The organism is Psychrobacillus sp. 05T411 (assembly GCF_056396485.1).
In genome coordinates this window covers 107,497-129,836 of sequence record NZ_JBFTLO010000011.1, presented here as the reverse complement: position 1 = coordinate 129,836, position 22,340 = coordinate 107,497, and the positions used below count along the sequence as shown (strand labels likewise).

Sequence of the window (22,340 nt, the reverse complement as noted above, 5' to 3'; positions counted from 1 at the left end):
ACTCCTTTATCCATTTATTTTCGTATATAAATGACAGGCGACTTGATGGTCTTCCTCTCCATATGAATGTAATTGAGGTTCAACTTGCGTACAAATATCCATTCTTTTCGGACATCTGTTACTAAATGGACATCCAGATGGTCTATTGATCGGACTTGGAACATCGCCTGTTAAAGATATTCGTTTACTCTTTCCTTCATTAACAACTGGCACAGGTACCGCAGAGAGCAATGCTTCCGTATAAGGATGAAGTGGGTTAACATGTAAATTGGATGCTTCAGAAATTTCCACGATTTTCCCTAAATACATGACAACAACACGGTCACTCATATACTGGACAACACTTAAATCATGTGCGATAAAAACGTATGTCAGGTTCAGTTCTTTTTGAATTTCTTTCATTAAATTTAAAACTTGTGCCTGGATTGATACGTCAAGTGCCGATACGGGTTCATCGCAAATAATAAGTTCAGGATTAATACATAATGCTCTTGCGATACTAATCCTCTGTCTTTGACCACCCGAAAATTCATGGGGAAACCGATATAAATAATCCTCACTAAGATTTACCATTCTAAGTGATTCAATAATTCGTTGTTTTCTTTCCGCCGGATTCTTGTACCCATGTACTCTAAGTGGCTCATCAAATGATTCTATGATTCTTTTTGATGGATTGAGAGAAGAGTATGGATCTTGAAAAACCATTTGTACACGACTTCTAAAATCAAACACATCTCCAGCATTTAATTTGGTTACATCTTTTTGTTCTCCATTAAAATCGTAGAGCATTTTTCCCTCGGTTGGTTTTTCCAATAACATCATGGTTTTAGCCAGAGTTGACTTTCCGCAGCCAGACTCTCCGACAATCCCCAACGTTTCACCTCTTCGAACATCTATCGTAACGTCATCTACTGCCTTCACCGTTCCAATTTGTTTTCTGAAAAAACCCCCAAGTACTGGATAATGTGTTTTCAAGTTTTTAATACTGAAAATCATCTCTTCACTTTTAGATGTAGTCATTTTGCAATCACTTCCTTACTTTCTTCCACTAAAAGACACCTTACTTGATGGCTATTAGTTAAGTTAATGTCGGGAATATCTCTTGTTAGACAACTTTCCATTGCAAAATCACATCTACCTGCAAATTCGCATCCTTTCACATAATCTTTCGGGTTGGGAGTAGTTCCTCTAATTGTTGCTAGCCTTTTATTTTTGTCTAATCCCATAACTGGTACTGATTTCAATAGCGATTGCGTATATKGATGGCTTGGATTATTTAATATATCTCTTACCGTACCGTACTCAACAATTCTCCCCATATACATAACAGCTACAAAATCAGCTACTTCCGCCACCAAACCCATATTATGTGTAATTAATATGATTGATTTATCGTGTTTTTCTTGGAGTTCCTTCATTAAATCCATAATCTGAGCCTGAATCGTTACATCGAGAGCTGTAGTTGGCTCATCGGCAATTAACAAATTCGGATTACAAATCATGGAGATTGCAATCATTACCCTTTGTCGCATACCTCCACTAAATTGGTGAGGGTAATCTTTTATGCGCTGTTCTGGATCAGGAATTCCTAACAATTTAAATAACTCAATTACCTTATCCCTTGCTTCTTTTTTAGGCATTTTATAATGCTGCATTAAATTCTCCATTACTTGCTTTCCCACTTGATGAGTTGGATTCAAGGAAGCCATTGGGTCCTGAAAAACCATACCAATCTTCTGTCCACGCATCGATCTCATCTGTTTTCCATACTTTTTCATACTGACTAAATCTACTTCATTTCCTCCGTCATTAAAAAGTACTTTTCCACTATCAATTTTACCATTTTTAGGTAACAACTGCATAATAGAGTGAACAGTGACACTTTTTCCACATCCTGATTCCCCGACAATCGCCAACATCTTACCACTGAATACTGAAAATGAAACATCTTTTAAAATCTTTGTTGATTCTTTTCCATCACTAAATGAGACAGTTAAATTTTCTACCTTTAATATTGAATTTAGTTTTCTCATAATTAATCCCTCACTGTTTAGGATCTAAAATATCTCGTAATCCATCTCCTAAGAAGTTTATCGCCAAAACAAACAATGAAATCGCTATCCCTGGTGCTAACCATAGCCACCAATAGTTTGTGACAACATCAATTGATTGTGCTGCATTCATGATATTCCCCCACGTTGGTGTTGTAACAGGAACACCAAGACCTAAGAAGCTCAATCCTGCTTCTGCCAAGATAAAACCTGCAACGTTTACTGTAAATGCTACAATAATTGGACTCATTGTATTCGGTAGCATATGTTTAAATATGATGGAAGAAGTAGGAATTCCAAAAGAACGACATACACTCACATACGTTTCTTCCCTTACAGTTAAGAATTCGTTTCTTACTAGACGGAATGTCGTCATCCACCCTGTAATGACAAACACAATAATTAGATTGTTTACCCCCTGACCAAGAAGGGATACTAACACTAGAACTAATATTAGTTGCGGGAATGTCATGAAAATCTCTGAAAATCTTAGAAGTATGCTATCAACCTTCCCACCAAAGTAACCAGCGATAGCACCTGCTAGAACACCAATAATCGTTCCACCTAAAGCACTTAAAACACCAACATATATGGAAACACGTCCTCCATATAGAACTTGGGCAAATACATCTCTACCTAACTTATCCGTCCCAAAAATGTGCTCTGCACTTGGAGCTTGTGTAATATTAGAAAGATTCATTTGTGCTGGATCGTAACTTGTTATCAATGGGGCAAATACCGATAATAGGGTCATACCGATACAAACTAGTAAACCTATGGTCGCTAATTTATTTGACCGCATTTTTTTTATTCTAATTTTCAAGAGACTAGTTTTTTTTACTTTTACTTCTATTGCTGAAGTAGTCATATTCATAGTCATAGCCACCTCACTATTCAAGTCGGATTCTTGGGTCTAAAAATGCGGAAAGCACATCCACTAAAAAGCTTGCTACCAATATTGCCGATGCAAGCATCATTGTCGTAATCATAATTACAGGATAATCACTCGATGAAACCGCGCTTATTATTGCGTTCCCAATTCCCGGCCACATAAATACCATTTCGATAATGACTGAACCCCCAATTAACATTGGTAGGCGGAAAGCGAGAATGACTAATATTGATCCCAATGAGTTTCGAAATGCATGAAATATAAATACTTTCCACTCTGGAATCCCCTTGCTTCTTGCTGTCTTAATATAATCTTTACTAAGAACATCCAACATGGAGTTTCTTGTATATCTTAGGAGTACGGCCAACATTCCGATTGCCAACGTAAAAGAGGGAAGTATCAAATTTGGGAGCCTATCCCAAAATGTAACATCATTTACTCCGATACGACCACTAATGGGTAACCAGCCTAGTTGAATCGCAAATATTTGAATGATGATAATCCCAAAAAAGAATTCGGGAATTGAAATACCTAGTACAGCAACATTTCGAGAAAAATAGTCACTCATACTATTCGGTTTGATTGCAGAAATTAATCCCATAGCCACCCCTATAATTGTGGAAATTACTAAGGCTAACAATGAGAGTTCAATGGTTGCAGGCAACTTTAAGGCTAATATTTTTGCTATAGGTTGACCAGTTATAATGCTATAGCCAAAGTCACCTTTAAAAACAGCAATGATCCAGTGGTAATACTGTATGTATAACGGATCATTTAATCCCAAATGTTCCCGAAGCGCTTCTAAGTTTTCCGAATCTACTGCTACATCCGGTGAAGCTGAATAACTTATAGGGTCAATTGGTGATAATTGTATAGCGAAAAATACAATAATACTGATTACAAATAACATCGGTATTGTGACTAAAGATTTTCGAATGATATACTTTAACACTTACTTCACCACCTGAATTCTATATAAACAAATCGCAAATCCATAGAAGTATTGATTTGCGATTTGTTTTCAGTCCATTATTTTATTTCCCACTCTTCGAATTTCATATCGTAGTTATACCAAGGGTTTCCGTAGATTCCTGCGGTCTTAAGCTTTTCCTCATTTACATAGTAATAACTATTCACTGTATACAATGGAAGTTTATAAAGACTTTCCACTTCTTGTTTTTGAAGTTCTTGAAGAATTCCTTTGCGTTCCACAGGATCAACAGTCTCTTTTAACTTAGCGACTCCATCGTCAAAAATACCATCAAGACCAAAAATATTGACCATATTTGAGTTTGTTGATTCGTATTCACCGTACCATTCCTCGTAACCAAATGAAGATAACCCTTTAAGTGCAATATCGTAATCTCTTACTTTGTAAAGTTCTGTTGTAGGGTCTGCCTGGAACTGTAATACATCCACTTTCATTCCAAGTTCTGTCAAGTACTGCGCTACAGCTGTCATAAAGTTAATGGATGTTTGGTCGCCATAGTAAAAACGTAGCTTAATCGTTTCATTAAAATCAAAGTTTGCTTCCTTTAAAAGCTCTTTTGCTTTCTCTGGATTATATTCATATTCAGGAGCATCCGTATAACTTTCGTCAAAAGTTGGTGGAACACCAGTGTTCAAGACTGCAGCTAAGCCCGGATATAATTGTTCTGTTAATGACTTTCTGTCAATTCCATACATAAGAGCCTCTCGAACTCTCTTATCAGCCATTTTCTCATTAACATTTCCTTCTGTATCTTCCATATTCACTAAGAAATAACGGTAAAAAAGAATATCGATAGGATGTGCAACGAAATTGTCAACAACTTTCATGCTATCAATGAACTCTGCAACATTCGTGTTAAAGAAATCTACTTGGCCAGTTTTCGCTGCAGAAGTTGGTTCTGCAACTGCCGTCAACACAATTTTTTGAATTTTAGGCTTTGTACCTTCATACGTTTCAGCTGGAATAAATGTAGCAAAGTTTCCAGGTTCCAGTTTTTCTAATTTATACATTCCATTCCCAACTGGATTTTCCCAAAAAGCGGCATTATGAATTTCTAATGGATTTTCATCTTTCAATAAATGCTTTGGATATATTGCGAATTGCCCTAATACAGGTAGGAAGTTCCCTACTGGGTTGTCTAGCTTAACTGTTATTGCATTTCCTTCAGTCGTAATACCTGCAAGCTTATCACTTTCCCCTGCTATCCAAGCCGCTGCCCCTTCAATCGAAGAAAATGCATTTGTATAAATCGCATTGACTTGCGTCCCTTTTAGCACAGTTTCTATACTCCACACTACGTCTTCAGAAGTTAGGTCTTCCCCGTCATGCCATTTAAGTCCATCTTTCATCGTAATTGTGTACGTAAGCCCATCGTCTGAAACCTCGTAACTTGCAGCTAAATCTGGATTTAAATTTTGCAAATCTACATCTGGTAAGAACAGGCTTCTAAACATTAACCTTTGATGTATTTCTCCCCTATTTAACCACAATGGTTCAATTCTTTCGCCAAACCCATTAGGATTAATAGTAACAAGATTTAATGTGCCATCATTAGCTGCAGTTGTCACTGCTGAATCACTGGACGACTTTGTACCATCGTCTTTAACTTCATCTTTCTCAGGTGAGCATCCGATAATAAACAATACACTCAAGATAACGAATAAATAGAACCCTACTTTTTTCATCCACATACACCCCTTTTTGATATTAGTTTTCTATTCCAAATTTCATCATGACTATATCAATCATATTTTTAATGATTTCAATCTTCCCTAGATCTTCCCCAGTTACAGGTTCCAATGGCCCTCTCACACTTCCGATATTAATCCCTCGTAATTTATAGATTTCTTTAATCGTGGAATACATCGAACCGTTCAATGAACATAATGCAATAATAATGTCATTGATATCACGTTGAATTTTTCTAGCTTCGGAAAAGTTACCTGCCGCAACAAACTCTTCTGCTTTTAAGAATAGCTCCGGCATCACACCATATGTGCCGCCTATCCCGCTATCCGCGCCAATTAATCTTCCAGAGACATATTGTTCATCAGGTCCATTAAATACTATAAAATCTTCAGGTGCTGCAGCTTTAAACCTTTCAATATCCATAACAGGCATGGAAGAATTTTTCACCCCAATTAGCTTGTCATTTTTCAATAACTTTGTAAGCAGATTAATAGAAAGGTTATAGCCAGTCGTTTGCGGTATGTTATAAATAATAAATGGCAGTTCCGTCGAATCCATTATCTCCGTCCAATATTTTTCAATTGAACTCTCTGGTAGCTTAAAATAAATGGGCGGTATAGCGGAAAGTGCATCATATCCCAACTCTTCCGCATACTTCGCTAATTCCACGCTTTCCTTCGTTGATGGAGCTCCGACATGAGCGATTAGCGTAAGTTTCCCCTTCAGGCTTTCAGAAACGTATTGTAATGTCGCTTTCCTTTCCTCAAGGTTTTGATAAATACACTCTCCCGAACTTCCCCCAACATAGAGACCTTGAACTCCTTTTCCATATAGATGATTAGCTAATACTTTTATTCTCTCTGGTGATATTTCTCCTGAATCATCATAACAAGCATAAAACGCAGGAATAATACCCTTATACTTATCTAGTAACATATTCTTTTCCCCTACCCTAAAAATCGTATTTGAAATCGCTTACAAACAGACTATATCATTAATTCTGATAATTGTAAATATTTTTCACCATTATTTTAATTACTGAAAAAAATTTCCACTATTCATGCATATACCCCATATCCTTTATTGGGTACAGCACAAAAGTACATACTCCTTAATCATTTACTTTCCTTTATGCACGAAGTGGATGTTACATTATGGAATTAAAAACTGATTCTATCCTTCTAGCAAAACCAAATCAAATCAAAAGGGCTACCCCTTAGTCAATCAAGTTAACGACTTTTGGGGCAGCCTTCTTTATTAAACTTCATATTTTGTTTGGTTAAGTTGTCAACTCCAAGTTGGATCATTTACTGTTTAAATTCTTTTGCATTAATGTAAACACTACTGGATGTCCATAAAAATCACCTTTATTATTTTGAATTCCTCTCTTTCGTAAAAGCAATATTTGAATTTCCATTTACACATATCTGGTAAAGGCAACATAGAATTTTGAAAGACTTGTTGTTTGAAGTAATAAAAAAGACTGAATTGATATCTTAACCAAACAGTCTTTGTACCAATTTTTTAGTTTAATAAATACTTTGGTCGTAATGTCTTTTTATTTGGTTAGAAAGACATATTCTTTATATATAATTATGAGCAGTATTGGTTCGTTTTTGCTGAACATATAGAGAATCACAATAGAGATTGCCCATAATCGCAAAATACGAGGCCACACACACTACGATCAAGCATATATGTGAAAAAGCGAGTTTTCCATCAAAAATCTAGGAAACTCGCTTAGTCATAGAACATAATATTTTTTTCGTCTCTTGAATGTAGCTTTCCCCCTTTTCAGCAAACAGTCAATCCCCTTTAAGAGTACATCAATATTAAATATTATTGTATATCTGAATTAGACGGTGAATACCCTATTTTTCTTGAAATAGATAGGGCAGTCTTCCTAATAACTTGTTCTGTTTGGTGAATATTTTCAAGCGCATTCGATGTTTTGACTCCTGCTACAGAAATTGCAGCTACAGTTTCCCCTCTATGATTAAATATTGGACAAATAATACTATAGGCGCCTTCTGTTGGATCATCAATTCCAATACATACTCCTTCACTTTTGACCTCACTGATTTTCTTTAAAAATAGTTCTGGATCAATAATGGATGCTGGGGAGTATTTTTTTAAAGGATGCTTTTCCATGATAGAGATAATATATTTCATATCCATTCTCGATAAAAATATTTTACCAAAGTTACCGTAAGTTAATGGAAAAGTTGTTCCAGATTGAGAAAACAATCGATATAAATTTGTGCCATCTATATTTTCCAAAATAACAATTTTATCATCTTGTTGAATGGCTAATTGAATCGTTTCACCAGTTTTATCTCTTAACTGCTCCATTAATGGATAAGCAATTTTTCTTAATTCATTTGTTTCTTTAAGCCCTTTTCCTAATTCAAGAATCATTAGCCCCAACGAATATTTCATTGTATTTGAATCTTGTTTTATCAATCCTCTATATTCAAATGTCTGTAATATTCTGTGTAATGTACTTTTGGAAACATCCAACTCTTGCCCTAGTTCCCTGATACTCTTACTATTTTCACTATCTAACGCTAACAAAACATCTATTGCACTATCTAAAGTTGTTAATCGTTGTGTTTTATTATGACTATTATTCTCCATTTAAATCCTCCAGTTTGCTAAATTGCTTAGATCTCTTCGTTTATATTTATAACTTACCAAGGAAAGGTAAAGGAACTTCTGAAGAACCAAGCCCCCCTTGGTTCTTCAGGGTTTGAATCTATAAGTAATCCCGTTCCTAACTTGGTCCACCAAAAAGACGCCCAACCCCATGAATTCGATCCAACATTAAAATAAGCAGAACTGAGATTAATATCACAACACTAGAAGCGCTTGCAACTAATGGATCAAACGAATCCTGCATATGAGAGAAAATTTCAATCGGTAGTGTTCGCATATCCGATGAAATCATAAATAAAGAAACCGTCACGTTGTCAAAGGATGTCAAAAAGGCAAACAATCCACCTGAGAAAATGGCTGGTCTAATTAGGGGGACCGTTATTTTCCAAAATACCTGGAAAGGATTAGCACCAAGAATCATTGCCGCTCGCTCCAAAGTGTAATCAAATCCACTTAATCCTGTTAGGACATAACGCATCACGAAAGGTACACTGATGATTACGTGAGCAATTAGTAATCCAATTGGAGTTCCCGCCAACATCATTGGAGTAAAAAATATAAGCAAAGCAACTCCGAGAACTAGTTGAGGTACGGTTAGAGGGGACATTAAAAACGAAACTAAATATGATTTCCCTGGCAAATCATATTTAGCCAAAGCTAACCCGCTTATTGTTCCGAGAACAACGGAAAATATCGCTGTTAAAACCGCAAACTGAACACTATAAGAAAAAGAACTGATAAATTCTGGCCTATCTAACAATTTCATATACCATTGAAACGAAAATCCTTTTGGTGGAAAGCTCGGATAATCCGCACTCGTGAAAGATGCTGGAATCGTCACAACGATTGGAATTATAATAAAGAAAATAGTTAAACCGGAAATGAACAATCTTAAATTAGCTAAAATTTTCAATTAACGGAACACCTCCTTGAACTTCCCTATCTCAAATATCCTTGTTGTTAAGCTAACAATAATCATTGTAACACCTAGCAGAACATAGGATATGGCTGAACCGTATGTCCAACGTAATAAGTTAAGAATTTGATCGTAAGCAACCACCGGTAGCATAGGAACATTGGCTCCGCCCATAAGAACAGGAGTTACGTACGAGCTCATAGATAAACTAAATACGAGTACACTGCCTGCTACTATCCCAGGTAAGCTCAATGGCAAAATTATTAACAAAAAGGAACGTATTGGACCAGCTCCTAATATGGAACCTGCTTTGACAAGAGAGGGATCAATATTGTATAAACTAGTTGCTATTGCTAAGATCATGTATGGAAGATACGCATTTGATAAGCCAATAATTACACCTAATTCCGAAAACAATATTTTAATTGGCGAATCTATAATACCTACTGCCATTAATAGGTTATTCACTACTCCATTAGGGGTTAATAATAAATACCAACCAAAGTTGCGAACAACGATACTAACTAATAGTGGAGAAGCAATTAATAGTATTAAATATCCTCTCACTCGTTGTGAACACTTTAATAAAGTAAGTGCCACAGGATAACCAAGAAAAAGAGTTACCAAGACCGTGTAAATACTTATTTTAATCGTTAGCCACAAAGATTTAAGAAAATAGGAATCTGAAAAAAATTGTACATAGTTTTGCAGACTAAAAACTGCATTTTTGGTATCAAGTCCATCGGTTACAATAAAACTTAGGTACAATATATATAACATTGGTACTAAGAAAAAACCACAGATAATTAATAATAGAGGAAACAAAAGCAGATACGCTGGGAGATAGCGTCTCCATTTAGAGCGCTTTTTAGGTAAAACTTTCATCGGTATTTTCGTATTAAGTTCATCTAAATTTGGTTGATTTTCAAATCGGTTGATTTCCATGCAATTCTCACCTCATGTCCTATTATCCAATCAGGTTCTATCGTAGGGCAGAATAACTGTAGCAACTTACCATTCCATTCAACTTCAATCTCCCAATAGTTCCCCAGAAAGTTCACTTGAAGAATTCTAGTATATAAACAGTTAACCAGTTGTTCATCTTCACGAGAAGTTATAGAAATTTTCTCTGGCCGGATATAAAGCACTACTTCATCCCCAATTTGACATGTACTTTCTTTCTTCATTACGTTATTTGCATCCACACTTATCAATGACCCATCTTCTAACTTTACTTGGATTGTTTGAACGTCCATTGAAATAATATGACCATTAAAACGATTAGACTTTCCAATAAATTGAAAGACAAATTCTGTTTGGGGTTTTTCATAAATTTCCGTTGGTGTCCCTATTTGTTCAATTTTCCCTTCGTTCATGATGACAATTCGATCTGACATAGAAAGGGCTTCTTCCTGATCATGTGTCACAAAAATAGTAGTTACACCGACTTCTTTTTGCAGTCGTTTAATTTMCGTTCTAAGCTCAAGTTTCAGTTTTGCATCTAAGTTACTTAATGGTTCATCTAATAGCAATAATTGAGGCTTTGCCACTAAAGCTCGCGCAATAGCTACACGTTGTCTCTGTCCACCCGATAACTCACGAGGGTAGCGATCTTCTAAACCTGTTAATCTAACTAATTCCAACATTTTCTTAATATCATTATTTTTTTCTCTTTTGTCCATTTTCCTTATATTAAGACCAAATTCCAAATTCTCATAAATAGTCATATGTGGAAATAGCGAATACGTTTGGAACACCATCCCTAAATCACGCTTATAAGGGGGTATACTGTTCATTTTCTTACCTTTAATGTAAACTTCCCCATTATCCACTTCAATAAATCCTGCAATTACATTTAAAGTCGTTGTTTTTCCACATCCAGAAGGGCCGAGCAAGGTGATCAATTCACCTTGCTCGATAACTAAATCAATGCCATTGAGAATTTGATTAGAACCATATGATTTGTTAACCCCACGTATTTCTACATCTTTTGTCAAAACATCTTGCATTTAGTTCCCTACTTTCTTCCCAAGATCTGGAGTCACTTCTTTCATAAATCTATCTGCCCATATACCTCTAATTTCAGCAAGCTTCGGAACATCTTGTCGATACAAATTATCACTCTCTTCTATACCAATAATCGATTGGTACCTATCAGAAGTTTTTACTCCTTCTACTACTGGATAGAAACCACCATCTGAAAAATGCTCCTGCATCTCTGGGCTAATTAATAAGTCAACGAACTCCTCTGCAGCTTTTTTGTTTTTCGAGTTTTTCACAATGGTCGCGCTATTAGCTAATAACGGCGAGCCCTCTTTTGGTACGACCATCTGTAAAGGGATACCAGAATCAGCAACTTGAGCAATATTATAACTTCCCATAACGGTCACAATAGCAGCCTCTTGTTGAAGAGCTGGTATCATTTGGGTTGAGTTTTTATAGAAGGTTGTAGAGTATGCGGCCATTTCTTTTGCTTTTGCTAGACCGGGCTCCATGTTATCCAAGCTTCCCCCATTCGCAAATGCTAAATTATAAAGAATGGTATAGGTAAAATCACTTGAAATATCTGAGAAGGCTGTTCTTCCTTTATATTCAGGACGTATCAGATCATTCCATGAAGCAATTGGTGCAATACCTTCTTTTTCAAATATATCTTTGTTATAGGCTGGGGCAATTGTATATCCAAAAATCGGAACACTCACGTTATCTACAGCGACGAATCGTTCATCAATTTTAGCCAAATTGGGAACTTCCTTTGTGCTCAATAATTCAATTAACTCTTTGCTTTGAGCTCTTTGAACATCTGTTGGGGATAACATCGCTATATCAATTTGAGGTGCATTTTTCTGAAGTTCAACTTTTGACAAAATTTCACTAGAAAGACCAGCTATAAAATTCACTTTAATTCCTGTCTTTTCCGTAAATTTCGGGGCAACTTCATCTCGAATCATTTTTTCGATTAAGCCTCCCGCACCCGCAATTGTAATTTCCGTTGTATTATCCGACGATGTTGATTCAACTGCTGGCTTAGGATTTGCCACACAACCTGTAAGCGTTATCATTCCGACAATCAAAACAATTATCAACTTTTTCATAAACCATCCCCCTATAATAGAATATTTGCCATCTCCTAAACAACATAAATTTCAGTTTTTAATTAACTCGTTTCTTTACTAAAGAAGAGTGATTTCGTTCACTTATGCTAGACTAGTCATGTACACAATAAGTTGTATAGGATATTAGGAATCTTGTTCTTGTTTCAAATCACATAAAATATAGATAGAGATTTATATTAAGTAGTTACTTTTATCAAATGATTTTGTTCTAATTTTAAACCGGATAGATCGTTTTCTAGTTCACAACCTACACTATATCTTTTTTCAATTCTTCCCTCTTTCACAACTGTATCCACATCACGTAATGCGCTTATATCAACAAAGGGATCGTTTTTTATCCCAATGAAATCTGCAATTTTCCCTGGTTCTATAGTACCAAGTTCATTTTCAACCCCACAGGCCTTAGCAGCGTTGGATGTTGCAGATAGGAGGGCTTCAAATGGCGTTAATCCGGCGTGAACCATGAGTTCCAGTTCGTACACCACGGCACCATGTGGCTTGTTTGGTCCACCACAATCTGTACCTGCTGCAATGGGAATTCCATATTCCTTTACATAGTTAATCACATTGTAACTTCCCGAGAGCACCTCTTTAGATTTTTTAATATGGTAGTCTGGATACCCCTTCTCACTACCGAAATTAGCAGATAAATAAAATGGCGCCATCGTTGGAACGACGAATACTTGTTTCTCTGCCATGAGCATTGCTACTTCAGTATTCATTAAGTTCCCATGTTCAATGGTGTCTACACCTGCTTTCAATGCATTCATAATACCCTCAAGTCCCTCAGCGTGGGCTGCAACCTTTCGTCCAGCCTTATGTGCTTCCTCCACAACGACGGAAATTTCTTCGACTGTCATCTGCGGTTGACCAGGTAATTCAGTTTTACCGTAAATCCCTCCTGATGCCATCACCTTGATTAAATCGACACCCATTTTAAGCATCGTACGGACACCTTTACGAGCTTCGTGAGGACCATCGACCTCTAACCCAAACTGATGTACATGTCCTCCCGTCATAATTATCGGATTACCTGCTGCAATTACTCTTGAACCTCTTATGATTTTTTCTGCTACTGCATCACGAACTGCGAGAACTGCTTTGTAATCGCCACCGACATCCCGAACGGTTGTAATTCCATGAAGGAGGGTCAACCTTGCATGTTCTGCCGCACGTACTGCGGTCTTTTCATTTGATTCATTCATCATGACGAAATTTGGATCATTGCAACCATTCCAAACTAAATGAACATGGCAATCAAAGAGACCTGGAATTACATGGAGATCTCCTAAATCTTCTAAAATATAGTCACTTGGAATATCGTTTATCCCAATTATATTTTGAATTCTATTATTTTCTACGAGAATCGCAACATTTTGCTTGTAACCATTGTTAATACCGTCAAACAATCTTCTTGTTAGATATGCAATTTTCATAATGATCACCTCTCATATTTTCTAGCATATTAAGTCACCAAATAACAAATAAAAAAGTCTATTTTCATTGCAATTTTATCTATTCCAATTAATTACATAATTTGTTTCCTTTTAAAATCGAAAGAATGTTCAGAAATTAATATTTGCAATTATTCTATTTCTTCTTCAGACGAATGCTTTCCATGGGCATGACTTCCGCCTCCTCAGGTCAACACGATGTTAGTCAAGAAGGCGTTGCCACAAGAGGTGGCATTCTCAGCCTTAGAACCTTTGCCCTCTCTAGCGGAACTTTCCACTCATGTTATTCCCGCTAAAGTTGTCTTCTTCTGCTATAATCAAAAATGATATCGTTTTCCTATCCAAAATTCTATTTCCTAAATTAACTAATACTATTTTCTAAATTTATTATTATACATATTGTTTAGTAGACTTTGCCGCAAACTCTCTGTATTTCGCCATCAATTCAAACGCCACTTCTAAACTATCTTCCGCTTTAAAAGATTTATGATCAAAATTTAGCATGTCTTTTAATATTTGATGTGAATATTCTGCATATACTACTGTTCCGTCATCTTCTATGCGCTCAATACCATCTATTTTATTACTTTCTTCATTGATTTTAATTGCTTCTTCTACTGTTATACCTTCAGGTAATGCTAACTCTGCTCCATTTTTACTAAGTAGAATTGGGTATCCACCAGGTAATCCATTCGGTGCAGGTGAATGTGTAAAAATTGGAGTGGGATTCAATAATGCATACATATTCTTAATAGTAGAGTTTGCCGAAACAGTTGTAAATTCTGTGTCAGGTGGATATAGCTTAATAGCATCCCATAATAATTGGTCGGTATTAAATTGCTTCGTTACATCCTGATCATTTACAACAATTTTCACATAATATGGACCCTTTTTATAACCAGCTTCTCGAGGGTATACCCACCATACATGATGTGCCACAAGATATACTTTTACGATATCAAGCGGCACATTTAGATCACGTGAGACTGCTAGTCGAACTGCTGGTTCGATTAACTCAACATTTCCAATACCAATTGTAGGTGCAAGACCTGCTTTCGCTAAAACTGGATTTGTTATACATGACAAGGAGGTATTAATCACATTAGTTTGAACACCAGATTTTTTTATGGCTAACATTAGATTATAAGAAAGTCCTAGTTGGCAAGGGAGCCATGCACCTAAACTAGCTGAGCTTAACTTCGCATACAAATCTTCTGGAAGTTGTCTAATTACATGCCATGTCTGTAGAACCGCACAGTTAATCACAACATCTGGTTTTTCTTCATTTACAAGTAGTGCGGTACTATCTACATCTGTTAAATCTACTTTTTTAAATGTAACTTTAGGATACAGTTTGAAAATAGCTGCTCCAATTAGCGCATTATTTATTCTTTTTTGTGAAACTTCTTCGTTTACATCACAAACAATAAGTTCTGGGCATTTAGGATCTCTTACTAGAAATTCTAAAATATGAGTGCCGACTTCCCCTAAACCAAACATCATTACTTTACTCATTTTAATTCCTCCTCGTAATTCTTTATTATCAGGGACACTGTCCCAATAAAGCAATTATATCACTGCTCATTAAAGAGTCAATAATAATCTGAAAATTTTATTTTTTTAATTTTAATAAAAATAAATCTACTTATTAAGGTGAAGAGAGGAAATGATATATCCAGTAAACACAATGGTTCCTCAACAAAAAGAATATACCCTCTGTTAGTCTGTTATTAAGAATACTGGACTCATCTTTATGTACTGAAACCCTTATGCCCCTGTGTCGCATATTACATGGGTACATAAATAAAAAAGATTGTTTGATATAATAATCAAACAATCTTAGATAAAATAAATGTTTTAGCATGTTTTCCATTAATTTACCGGAAAGACATTTCCTTGTTTGTTGTGGGAATGCCCTCTAACGTTCCAAGTTTGGTAAACTAAATTGCAAGTATAACGGGTAATATTGCTCGTATGTTCTAAATAGTGCACAAACTTTCTTGTTACGTTCCGCAAAAGGTTTGATACTTACGGTCAGACTGCACGGGCAAAGTGGTATATGGAACTTGTTCAGGAGAGTGCGCAAAGGGATTTGAAAGAACCTTCAGAAGTTGCTTTATTACAGTAAGATCCCCTCGCTCTGCTGCATCTAATGCTTCTTCCACTCGATGATTCCGAGGAATTACCGCTGGATTGCTGTCTTTCATCAACTGGACTGCAGAAGCTTTGGACTCCTCTTGTCTGCTTAATCTTGCTTGCCACTCTTCGAACCAATCGCCAAATTCGTTAGAATCGAACAGTGTCGTATCTCCCCGTTTATCAAAAGTTAATGCTAAGAAAGTATTTGTGTAGTCCTCACGATACTTATGCATCATAGCGAGTAGTTTTTCAATAAGCGCCTCGTCTTCAACCTCTTCATTAAATAAACCTAGTTTTGCTCGCATTCCAGATAACCAATTAGCGTAATACAATTCAGGAAACGCTTGAAGTGCTTTCTCTGCTAATTTATATGCTTCCTCCAGGTTTTCATGAAGTAATGGCAATAAAGATTCAGCGAGCCTCGCTAAATTCCAACCACCGATATTCGGCTGATTGCCATATGCATAGCGTCCTTGCTTATCAATAGAACTAAATACCGTTTCCAGATCATACACATCCATAAAGGCACATGGACCATAATCGATTGTTTCTCCACTAATGGCCATATTATCCGTGTTCATCACCCCGTGAATAAACCCAACAAGTTGCCACTTTGCAATCAGCTCCGCCTGCCGCTTGATCACTTCCTGAAGTAGGGAAAGATAGCGATTCGAATCAGTATCCACTTCCGGAAAATGTCTTTCCAAAGTATAATCTGCCAGCGCGCGAAGATCCTCTTTCGTGCCCCATCTAGCAGCGTATTGAAAAGTACCTACACGTATATGACTTGCAGCCACTCTGATAAGAATAGCACCAGGTAAGCTCGTTTCACGAATTACTGGTTCACCCGTTGACACCACTGCTAAACTTCGGGTAGTAGGAATACCAAGTCCATGCATTGCTTCGCTTATGATATACTCTCTTAACATTGGACCAAGAGCAGCTCTGCCATCTCCCCCGCGCGAATATAGTGTTCTTCCCGCTCCTTTAAGCTGAATATCAAAACGCTCATTAGTAGGCGTAATTTGCTCGCCAAGAAGAATAGCTCGTCCATCTCCTAGCATATTAAAATGCCCGAACTGATGGCCTGCATATGCCTGGGCAAGTGGTATAGCATTTTCCGGAACTTGATTACCCGCAAGCTCTGCTATACCTTCTTCGCTTTGTAACTTCGGTATGTCCAAACCCAACCCTTTCGCTAGTCGCTCATTCAGTATCGTCAACTTAGGAGCGTGTACGGCGTTCAAGACGTGTTTTGTGTAAAATATTTCTGGCAGATGAGCATAACTATTATCGAAATTCCATCCAATTTCTATCATTTCTTTTTTGTTTGTCATCTTGTCTCCTTGTCTTCTTTTATTTTTTATTGTCTATTTATTATACCCTTTGACAAGAATAAACATCCTTTTTTAATTCCATATTTCCAAACAATTAAACTAATATACATGATAATTCTATTTAGGTATTTAAGATCAAAAATAAAAAAGAACGTATGTGTGGTATAATTAAAGAGTAATAGAATAGGGGTTTCAAGGGTGGTTAGCACATCTTTTCCATTACTTCATTCAAATGGGTGAGGGGAAAGGAGATGATGCTTATGACGGTTTTCGAAGCTTTAATGGTGATGATTGGTTTTTCTACACTAATTGTTTCTATCATTGCTTTGTCATATACTTTTGCAAGAAAAAAGTAAACCGCCCTGAGCCTGACAGCTAAGCGGTTTACTTATCGTGATATGCTGATCGCCATTGAAACGATCTATTTTATTGCAGAGGCTGTTTGGTGTTGTAGCACCAAACAGTCTTTTTTAGTATATTCCATATCTATTTCAAGTATAACAAGGTAATAAAGGCTTTTCAACTAATTGCTTAATACCCTTACATTGCGAATATATCGATCTTTACCTCGCTTTAGCATCCTTAATAATCCAGTCTGCTGCACTTAACAGGTCTGGAAATACGGCATCTGCTAGCGGGTCACTCTTACCTAAAAATACCCCTTTAGTACCTGCCTTTTTCCCTGCAATAATATCTGTATCAGTATCACCGACCATGTAAGAATGGGCTAAATCTATATTATATTTCTGACCAAGATCTTCAATTAATTTGCCGTTCGGCTTGCGGCAAGCACAACCCGATTTCGGTTTATGGGCACAATAAACCGCTTCATGAATAATCGCCCCTTCCTTCTTAAGTTCAGTAATCATATGGTCATGAATATTTATGAGTTGCGATTCCTTCATAAATCCAAGCCCCACGCCACCTTGATTCGTCACAACAAATATATAATCAAAAAAAGTATTCAATTTCTTAATTGCTTCCGGCACACCTGGTAAAAAATATAGCTCTTCCGGCTTGTTCACAAATTTAACTCGGTCTGATAGTACTTCATTAATTACGCCGTCTCGATCCAAAAAGACTGCTTTTTTCATTTAATTCCACCTCTTCAATTGAGCAATACTTTTGTAGTTATGGTTCCCATTAGTAACAATAAAATACAACTGAAAAATACAGTATAGGGGAAGTTTGCTATCATTCGTTCTTTAATTTTTCTATGTTATCGTTTATTTTCATTAGCAGATTAATAATAATCGTCAATAAAATAATAAAAACAACTCCAATTAATATCCCTGCTCCCTCGTAGCCAATATAAGCAATGATTGCCCCAAATGCTAAATACCCAATAAAACAAAATGCAAGTCCAATTAATAAATTTAAAATGCTTTTCAAGAAATCACCCCTTTTATAAAACTTCTCTAAGCATATATGGAACTGTATTTCTGTCCATTATCAACCCTTCATGCTCACTTGTAATATGTATATATTTTTCTGCTTGTGTTGAATCCATCCAAGTCACTTCTTCAATTTCTTCGGGATAGGATATGTTTATTTCTCCACCGATTATTTTTCCAACAAAAGTAAAGAAAATAGCATGGTGTCCCCTTTCTACAAAAAATGCTTCCCCTACAGAAAAAACACCATCCACTTGTACATCCAATCCCGTTTCTTCTTTCACTTCACGTACGGCAGCTTCTTTAAGCGTTTCTCCTTTTTCCACTGCTCCACCTGGGAGGGTATAATAGGAAGCCCCTGTACCTTTGTTTTTTACCATTAACACTTTCTGTTCAAGCTCATCAAATAGCAGAACATAAGCAACATCTACTCTTTTCATTTGTAATTATTCCTCCTTTTACCGCTGCATATCGTCTGAGTACTTGAATAGTGTTATAGTTCTTTTTGACATTTTATCATGGTAAACTTAAATGGAGGTTTACTTTCCATGTTCTTATGCGGCTCCACAATTTCCGAAATTTCAATCAGTCCATATTTTCCAAACTCCTGCTTCACCGAGTCGGAATCATAAAAAAACATTTTTAGCCCATCCATGATCTCGAAATAATCTTTACCAAGTTGTTTACCTTTACCAAACATTGGGGCTTCTTTTGAAATAGTAGTAAAAATCATATATCCTCCTGGCTTTAGCTGACTATAGCAATCCTTGATAAACTTCTCTCTCTCCTCTTTATTCAATAAATGAATAAGTGCATAACTAAATATCCCATCATATAGCTTGTTATCAAAAGGCATATCATTTACTGAACCATGAAAAATATTTATATTAAGCCCATTTTGATTTGCCAATTCGATCGCAGTTTTGGATATCTCAATACCAGTTACATTTATTCCATTGTCCATAAAAACTTTTGCATTTCTACCATATCCAATACCTGGTATCAATATATCCTTCACTTGCTTCTCAAGAAAAAAGTCCTTTGTCATTATTGCAGAGTCTGCAGGTTCAAATCCCCACATCATTTKATTCCCTATAAAACTTGCTTCCCAGAATTCTGTCATATCTCAGGTCTCCCTTTTCTAACATAGTAATGAAATTAAAAAACAACTCTACTTTACTCTTTCAACTCGGATATTTCAAACTTTTAGGACACACTGCTATTAAACTGTAATTTCTCCTGTAATCCATCCCTTCAGAAAGTTTTCTAACGAAGAGGAGATCCATGTTCTACTATCGTCTTCATGATTCCATGCAAAAATTTCATTATCTTGAATGCTCCCATTTAATATTCTGTATCCGAGTAAGTCCCCATTTCCAGCATCAGAGAAAAATAGTAAATGATCGAATGGCATATAAATATCTTTTATATACCATCCATAATGATAATTTTTACTATGCATTTCTTTTTCTCTTTTGTCGGTAATACTTCATCCCTTGAAAAACAAGCAGTCTCTTTTCACTCAATTTCAACTTCTATTCGATTCATCTACTTCTGTGTTTAATGTGCTCTCCCACCAAACTTCTTTATTTCCGTTGAGGTATTTTTTTATCAGGTTCCTAAATGGGTAAGGTTGTAAGTTTATAGTATCCAAATCTTCTACGTTCCACCAAAAGAACTCCAAATGAGCCTCACTAGATTTCGGGTTATCACTTGTCTTTAAATCTTCACTTATAACTTCAAATATTTGATTTATCTCGCAGTGTAAAATGCCTTTCTTTTCCCATTTATGTTCCACTAGGCCAAGGAAATCTACCACGGTACTTGTAATACCTAATTCTTCTTCTATCTCTCTCACCAATGCATCTTTAGCACTTTCACCAAATTCTATGTGACCACCTGGTAAAAATGTATTTGTATATCCCTTAGCATGTGCTAGTAGCACTTTTTTATCTTTGATAAAAATTCCTCTTGCTAAATGGTGAAATGTATTTTGCAATGATATTCCTCCTAATCCTGTAATGTGCTCAAAGTTAAACTATCAAAATCATTTTAATATCCTCATGCTCTTTACCGGGTATGATTTTTAATTAACAACCTTCAATCACAAACTTAATTAATTATTTTAAATATTATATTGATTTACCTCCAAGAATTGGCTATATTCTATGTATTCTAGATTTTGATTTAAGACTCCTTCTAGTTCAGCCAATATCCAAACGGTGTTTGATTTAAAGACTAGCCTTTTAATTTTTAATTTACATATTATCCATTAATTGATGGCATCTGATTTTATAAAAGGAGATTGTTATGGATTACAAGATTGTATTCTTCGATGTAGATGGAACTATTACGCACCATGAAGATGGTAGCATTTCAAATAATACAAAAGAAGCAATAAAAGCATTAAAAAACAAAGGATTAAGAGTGGTAGCAGCAACTGGAAGACCCCTATCCATGTGTAAAGAAATAAAGAAGTTAGGGATAGACACATTCATTACAGCAAATGGAGCCTATGTAAAGCACGACCAAATAGTTATTCATAAAGTGCCGATGAATAAAAAAATTGTACAAGATGTGTTTGAATTTGCGTCCACCGAGAATCAGGATCTATCTTTTTTCACGGAAGAATTTAGCATGAATGGTGTAAATAATACTGAAACATTAAAAGCATTAAAGGAAACTTTATCATTGAATGACTATCCCGCTATCAATCACTCGATCTATAACCAAGAGGTATACCTTTTGTGTTTGTATGCAAATGATGAAATGGTTGAGAAATATATTCACAGATTTCCGCATTTAACATTTAAAAGATGGCATCCTTTTGTATTGAATGTGTTACAAGAAGAGGTTTCTAAATCTTTAGCCATACTAAAAGTTTTACAGTATTTTGACATTGATAAATCCGAGGCTATTGCGTTCGGTGACGGAGAGAATGATATAGACATGTTGGAATTAGTAGGACTTGGTATAGCTATGGGAAATGGGAACGAAAACTTAAAAAAAGTGGCAGATTTCGTTACGAAGAGGTCAAGTGAAGACGGAATCGACTTTGCACTAAAAAAGTTCGGCATAATCTAGTAACCTTTTTATATGCACCTCTTTTTATCTTAATAAAACAGTACATTTTATATACTAATATAACGATGGAGTGATTGGATTGAAAGATATGTTTTTGTATAATTGGCAAATCAGAGAAGACTGGTTTAAATGGTGCGATACCATTTAAAATGAAGAACTAACGAAAAAACGTTTTGGTGGTATGGGTAGTGTTTTACATAATCTATTTCACGTAATCGATTGCGAACAAATTTGGGTAAACCAAATGCAAGGAACACCCGTTATCATTAAAGATATAAATAAAATATCGACACTTAAAGACGTGAAGGAATTTTCAAACTTAACCAAAACAGTAACATGGAACTTTTTACAAGCTCATATTTCTGATGCAAGGGAAAAAAGTTTAGTAACTCGGAGTAGGAATGGAACTACTAAATCACTCTCATTTGATAAAATAATTTGCCATATTATATCGCATGAAATCCATCATATTGGACAATTGTCCGTTTGGTCAAGAGAAATAGGAATAAAACCTGTCTCTTCTGATCTAATATTTAGGGATTTATTTTAAAACTACTTCTATTTATATATAAATATTTGTAAAAAAGTATCGAAACGGATTACTTGCACAAAATAGAATTGT

23 protein-coding genes are annotated in these 22,340 nt (G+C 35.8%); 3 read left to right on the top strand and 20 right to left on the bottom strand.

Translation table 11 applies throughout. The features are described from left to right. Window positions 1-6: 6 nt before the first annotated feature. The 14 genes from AC1DFT_RS11475 to AC1DFT_RS11410 all read right to left on the bottom strand — a co-directional run bounded on the left by AC1DFT_RS11475 (window position 7) and on the right by AC1DFT_RS11410 (window position 17,240). Window positions 7-1,020 carry an ABC transporter ATP-binding protein gene (locus AC1DFT_RS11475; protein ID WP_477919330.1) on the bottom strand — a complete coding sequence of 338 codons (1,014 nt, stop codon included), beginning with the start codon at window positions 1,018-1,020 and terminating at the stop codon, window positions 7-9. Continuing rightward, window positions 1,017-2,033, bottom strand: coding sequence for an ABC transporter ATP-binding protein (locus AC1DFT_RS11470; protein ID WP_477919329.1), 1,017 nt, complete (start codon window positions 2,031-2,033; stop codon window positions 1,017-1,019). The genes AC1DFT_RS11475 and AC1DFT_RS11470 overlap by 4 nt, the downstream gene beginning before the upstream one ends. Window positions 2,034-2,043: 10 nt before the next feature. Continuing rightward, window positions 2,044-2,925 (bottom strand): ABC transporter permease, encoded by an 882-nt coding sequence (locus AC1DFT_RS11465; protein WP_477919328.1) that lies wholly within the window; start codon window positions 2,923-2,925, stop codon window positions 2,044-2,046. Window positions 2,926-2,941: 16 nt separating this feature from the next. Then, on the bottom strand, window positions 2,942-3,895 hold the full coding sequence (locus tag AC1DFT_RS11460) for an ABC transporter permease (RefSeq protein WP_477919327.1): 954 nt from the start codon (window positions 3,893-3,895) through the stop codon (window positions 2,942-2,944). Window positions 3,896-3,972: 77 nt separating this feature from the next. Further along, the gene (locus AC1DFT_RS11455) at window positions 3,973-5,619 is read right to left on the bottom strand and encodes an ABC transporter substrate-binding protein (protein WP_477919326.1); all 1,647 of its coding nucleotides are present in this window, start codon (window positions 5,617-5,619) and stop codon (window positions 3,973-3,975) included. A 22-nt stretch (window positions 5,620-5,641) separates the two neighbouring features. Then, window positions 5,642-6,559 (bottom strand): dihydrodipicolinate synthase family protein, encoded by a 918-nt coding sequence (locus tag AC1DFT_RS11450; protein WP_477919325.1) that lies wholly within the window; start codon window positions 6,557-6,559, stop codon window positions 5,642-5,644. Window positions 6,560-7,462: 903 nt separating this feature from the next. After that, window positions 7,463-8,260, bottom strand: coding sequence for an IclR family transcriptional regulator (locus AC1DFT_RS11445; RefSeq protein WP_477919324.1), 798 nt, complete (start codon window positions 8,258-8,260; stop codon window positions 7,463-7,465). A gap of 136 nt (window positions 8,261-8,396) precedes the next feature. Then, on the bottom strand, window positions 8,397-9,191 hold the full coding sequence (locus tag AC1DFT_RS11440; protein WP_477919323.1) for an ABC transporter permease: 795 nt from the start codon (window positions 9,189-9,191) through the stop codon (window positions 8,397-8,399). Then, window positions 9,192-10,139 (bottom strand): ABC transporter permease, encoded by a 948-nt coding sequence (locus AC1DFT_RS11435; RefSeq protein WP_477919322.1) that lies wholly within the window; start codon window positions 10,137-10,139, stop codon window positions 9,192-9,194. It lies immediately after the preceding gene. After that, window positions 10,103-11,203 carry an ABC transporter ATP-binding protein gene (locus AC1DFT_RS11430; RefSeq protein ID WP_477919321.1) on the bottom strand — a complete coding sequence of 367 codons (1,101 nt, stop codon included), beginning with the start codon at window positions 11,201-11,203 and terminating at the stop codon, window positions 10,103-10,105. The genes AC1DFT_RS11435 and AC1DFT_RS11430 overlap by 37 nt, the downstream gene beginning before the upstream one ends. Next, entirely contained in the window at window positions 11,204-12,289 is a 1,086-nt protein-coding gene (locus AC1DFT_RS11425) for an ABC transporter substrate-binding protein (protein WP_477919320.1), read from the bottom strand. Window positions 12,290-12,486: 197 nt separating this feature from the next. Next, complete coding sequence (locus AC1DFT_RS11420) at window positions 12,487-13,746, bottom strand: metal-dependent hydrolase family protein (protein ID WP_477919319.1); 1,260 nt, start codon at window positions 13,744-13,746, stop codon at window positions 12,487-12,489. A 408-nt stretch (window positions 13,747-14,154) separates the two neighbouring features. Next, window positions 14,155-15,279 (bottom strand): saccharopine dehydrogenase NADP-binding domain-containing protein, encoded by a 1,125-nt coding sequence (locus AC1DFT_RS11415; RefSeq protein WP_477919318.1) that lies wholly within the window; start codon window positions 15,277-15,279, stop codon window positions 14,155-14,157. Window positions 15,280-15,767: 488 nt separating this feature from the next. Continuing rightward, window positions 15,768-17,240, bottom strand: coding sequence for a protein adenylyltransferase SelO (locus AC1DFT_RS11410; RefSeq protein ID WP_477919317.1), 1,473 nt, complete (start codon window positions 17,238-17,240; stop codon window positions 15,768-15,770). A gap of 260 nt (window positions 17,241-17,500) precedes the next feature. Between AC1DFT_RS11410 and AC1DFT_RS11405 the strand changes: the two genes are divergently transcribed. Then, entirely contained in the window at window positions 17,501-17,596 is a 96-nt protein-coding gene (locus AC1DFT_RS11405; RefSeq protein ID WP_477919316.1) for a putative holin-like toxin, read from the top strand. Between the two features lie 207 nt (window positions 17,597-17,803). Here AC1DFT_RS11405 and AC1DFT_RS11400 read toward each other — a convergent pair whose 3' ends face one another. From AC1DFT_RS11400 to AC1DFT_RS11375, 6 genes are all read right to left on the bottom strand, one after another. After that, on the bottom strand, window positions 17,804-18,334 hold the full coding sequence (locus AC1DFT_RS11400; RefSeq protein WP_477919315.1) for a D-glycero-alpha-D-manno-heptose-1,7-bisphosphate 7-phosphatase: 531 nt from the start codon (window positions 18,332-18,334) through the stop codon (window positions 17,804-17,806). 100 nt (window positions 18,335-18,434) lie between these two features. After that, window positions 18,435-18,632 carry a hypothetical protein gene (locus tag AC1DFT_RS11395; RefSeq protein ID WP_477919314.1) on the bottom strand — a complete coding sequence of 66 codons (198 nt, stop codon included), beginning with the start codon at window positions 18,630-18,632 and terminating at the stop codon, window positions 18,435-18,437. Between the two features lie 13 nt (window positions 18,633-18,645). After that, window positions 18,646-19,074 (bottom strand): NUDIX hydrolase, encoded by a 429-nt coding sequence (locus tag AC1DFT_RS11390; RefSeq protein ID WP_477919313.1) that lies wholly within the window; start codon window positions 19,072-19,074, stop codon window positions 18,646-18,648. 53 nt (window positions 19,075-19,127) lie between these two features. Next, window positions 19,128-19,757, bottom strand: coding sequence for a class I SAM-dependent methyltransferase (locus AC1DFT_RS11385; protein WP_477919312.1), 630 nt, complete (start codon window positions 19,755-19,757; stop codon window positions 19,128-19,130). Between the two features lie 99 nt (window positions 19,758-19,856). Next, window positions 19,857-20,096: an SMI1/KNR4 family protein gene (locus AC1DFT_RS11380; protein WP_477919311.1), complete on the bottom strand. Its 240-nt coding sequence runs from the start codon at window positions 20,094-20,096 to the stop codon at window positions 19,857-19,859. A 66-nt stretch (window positions 20,097-20,162) separates the two neighbouring features. Continuing rightward, window positions 20,163-20,633 (bottom strand): NUDIX domain-containing protein, encoded by a 471-nt coding sequence (locus AC1DFT_RS11375; RefSeq protein ID WP_477919310.1) that lies wholly within the window; start codon window positions 20,631-20,633, stop codon window positions 20,163-20,165. A gap of 311 nt (window positions 20,634-20,944) precedes the next feature. Between AC1DFT_RS11375 and AC1DFT_RS11370 the strand changes: the two genes are divergently transcribed. Next, window positions 20,945-21,718, top strand: a complete 774-nt coding sequence (locus AC1DFT_RS11370; RefSeq protein ID WP_477919309.1) for a Cof-type HAD-IIB family hydrolase — start codon at window positions 20,945-20,947, stop codon at window positions 21,716-21,718. A 181-nt stretch (window positions 21,719-21,899) separates the two neighbouring features. Beyond that, complete coding sequence (locus AC1DFT_RS11365; RefSeq protein ID WP_477919308.1) at window positions 21,900-22,268, top strand: DinB family protein; 369 nt, start codon at window positions 21,900-21,902, stop codon at window positions 22,266-22,268. Window positions 22,269-22,340 lie beyond the last annotated feature (72 nt).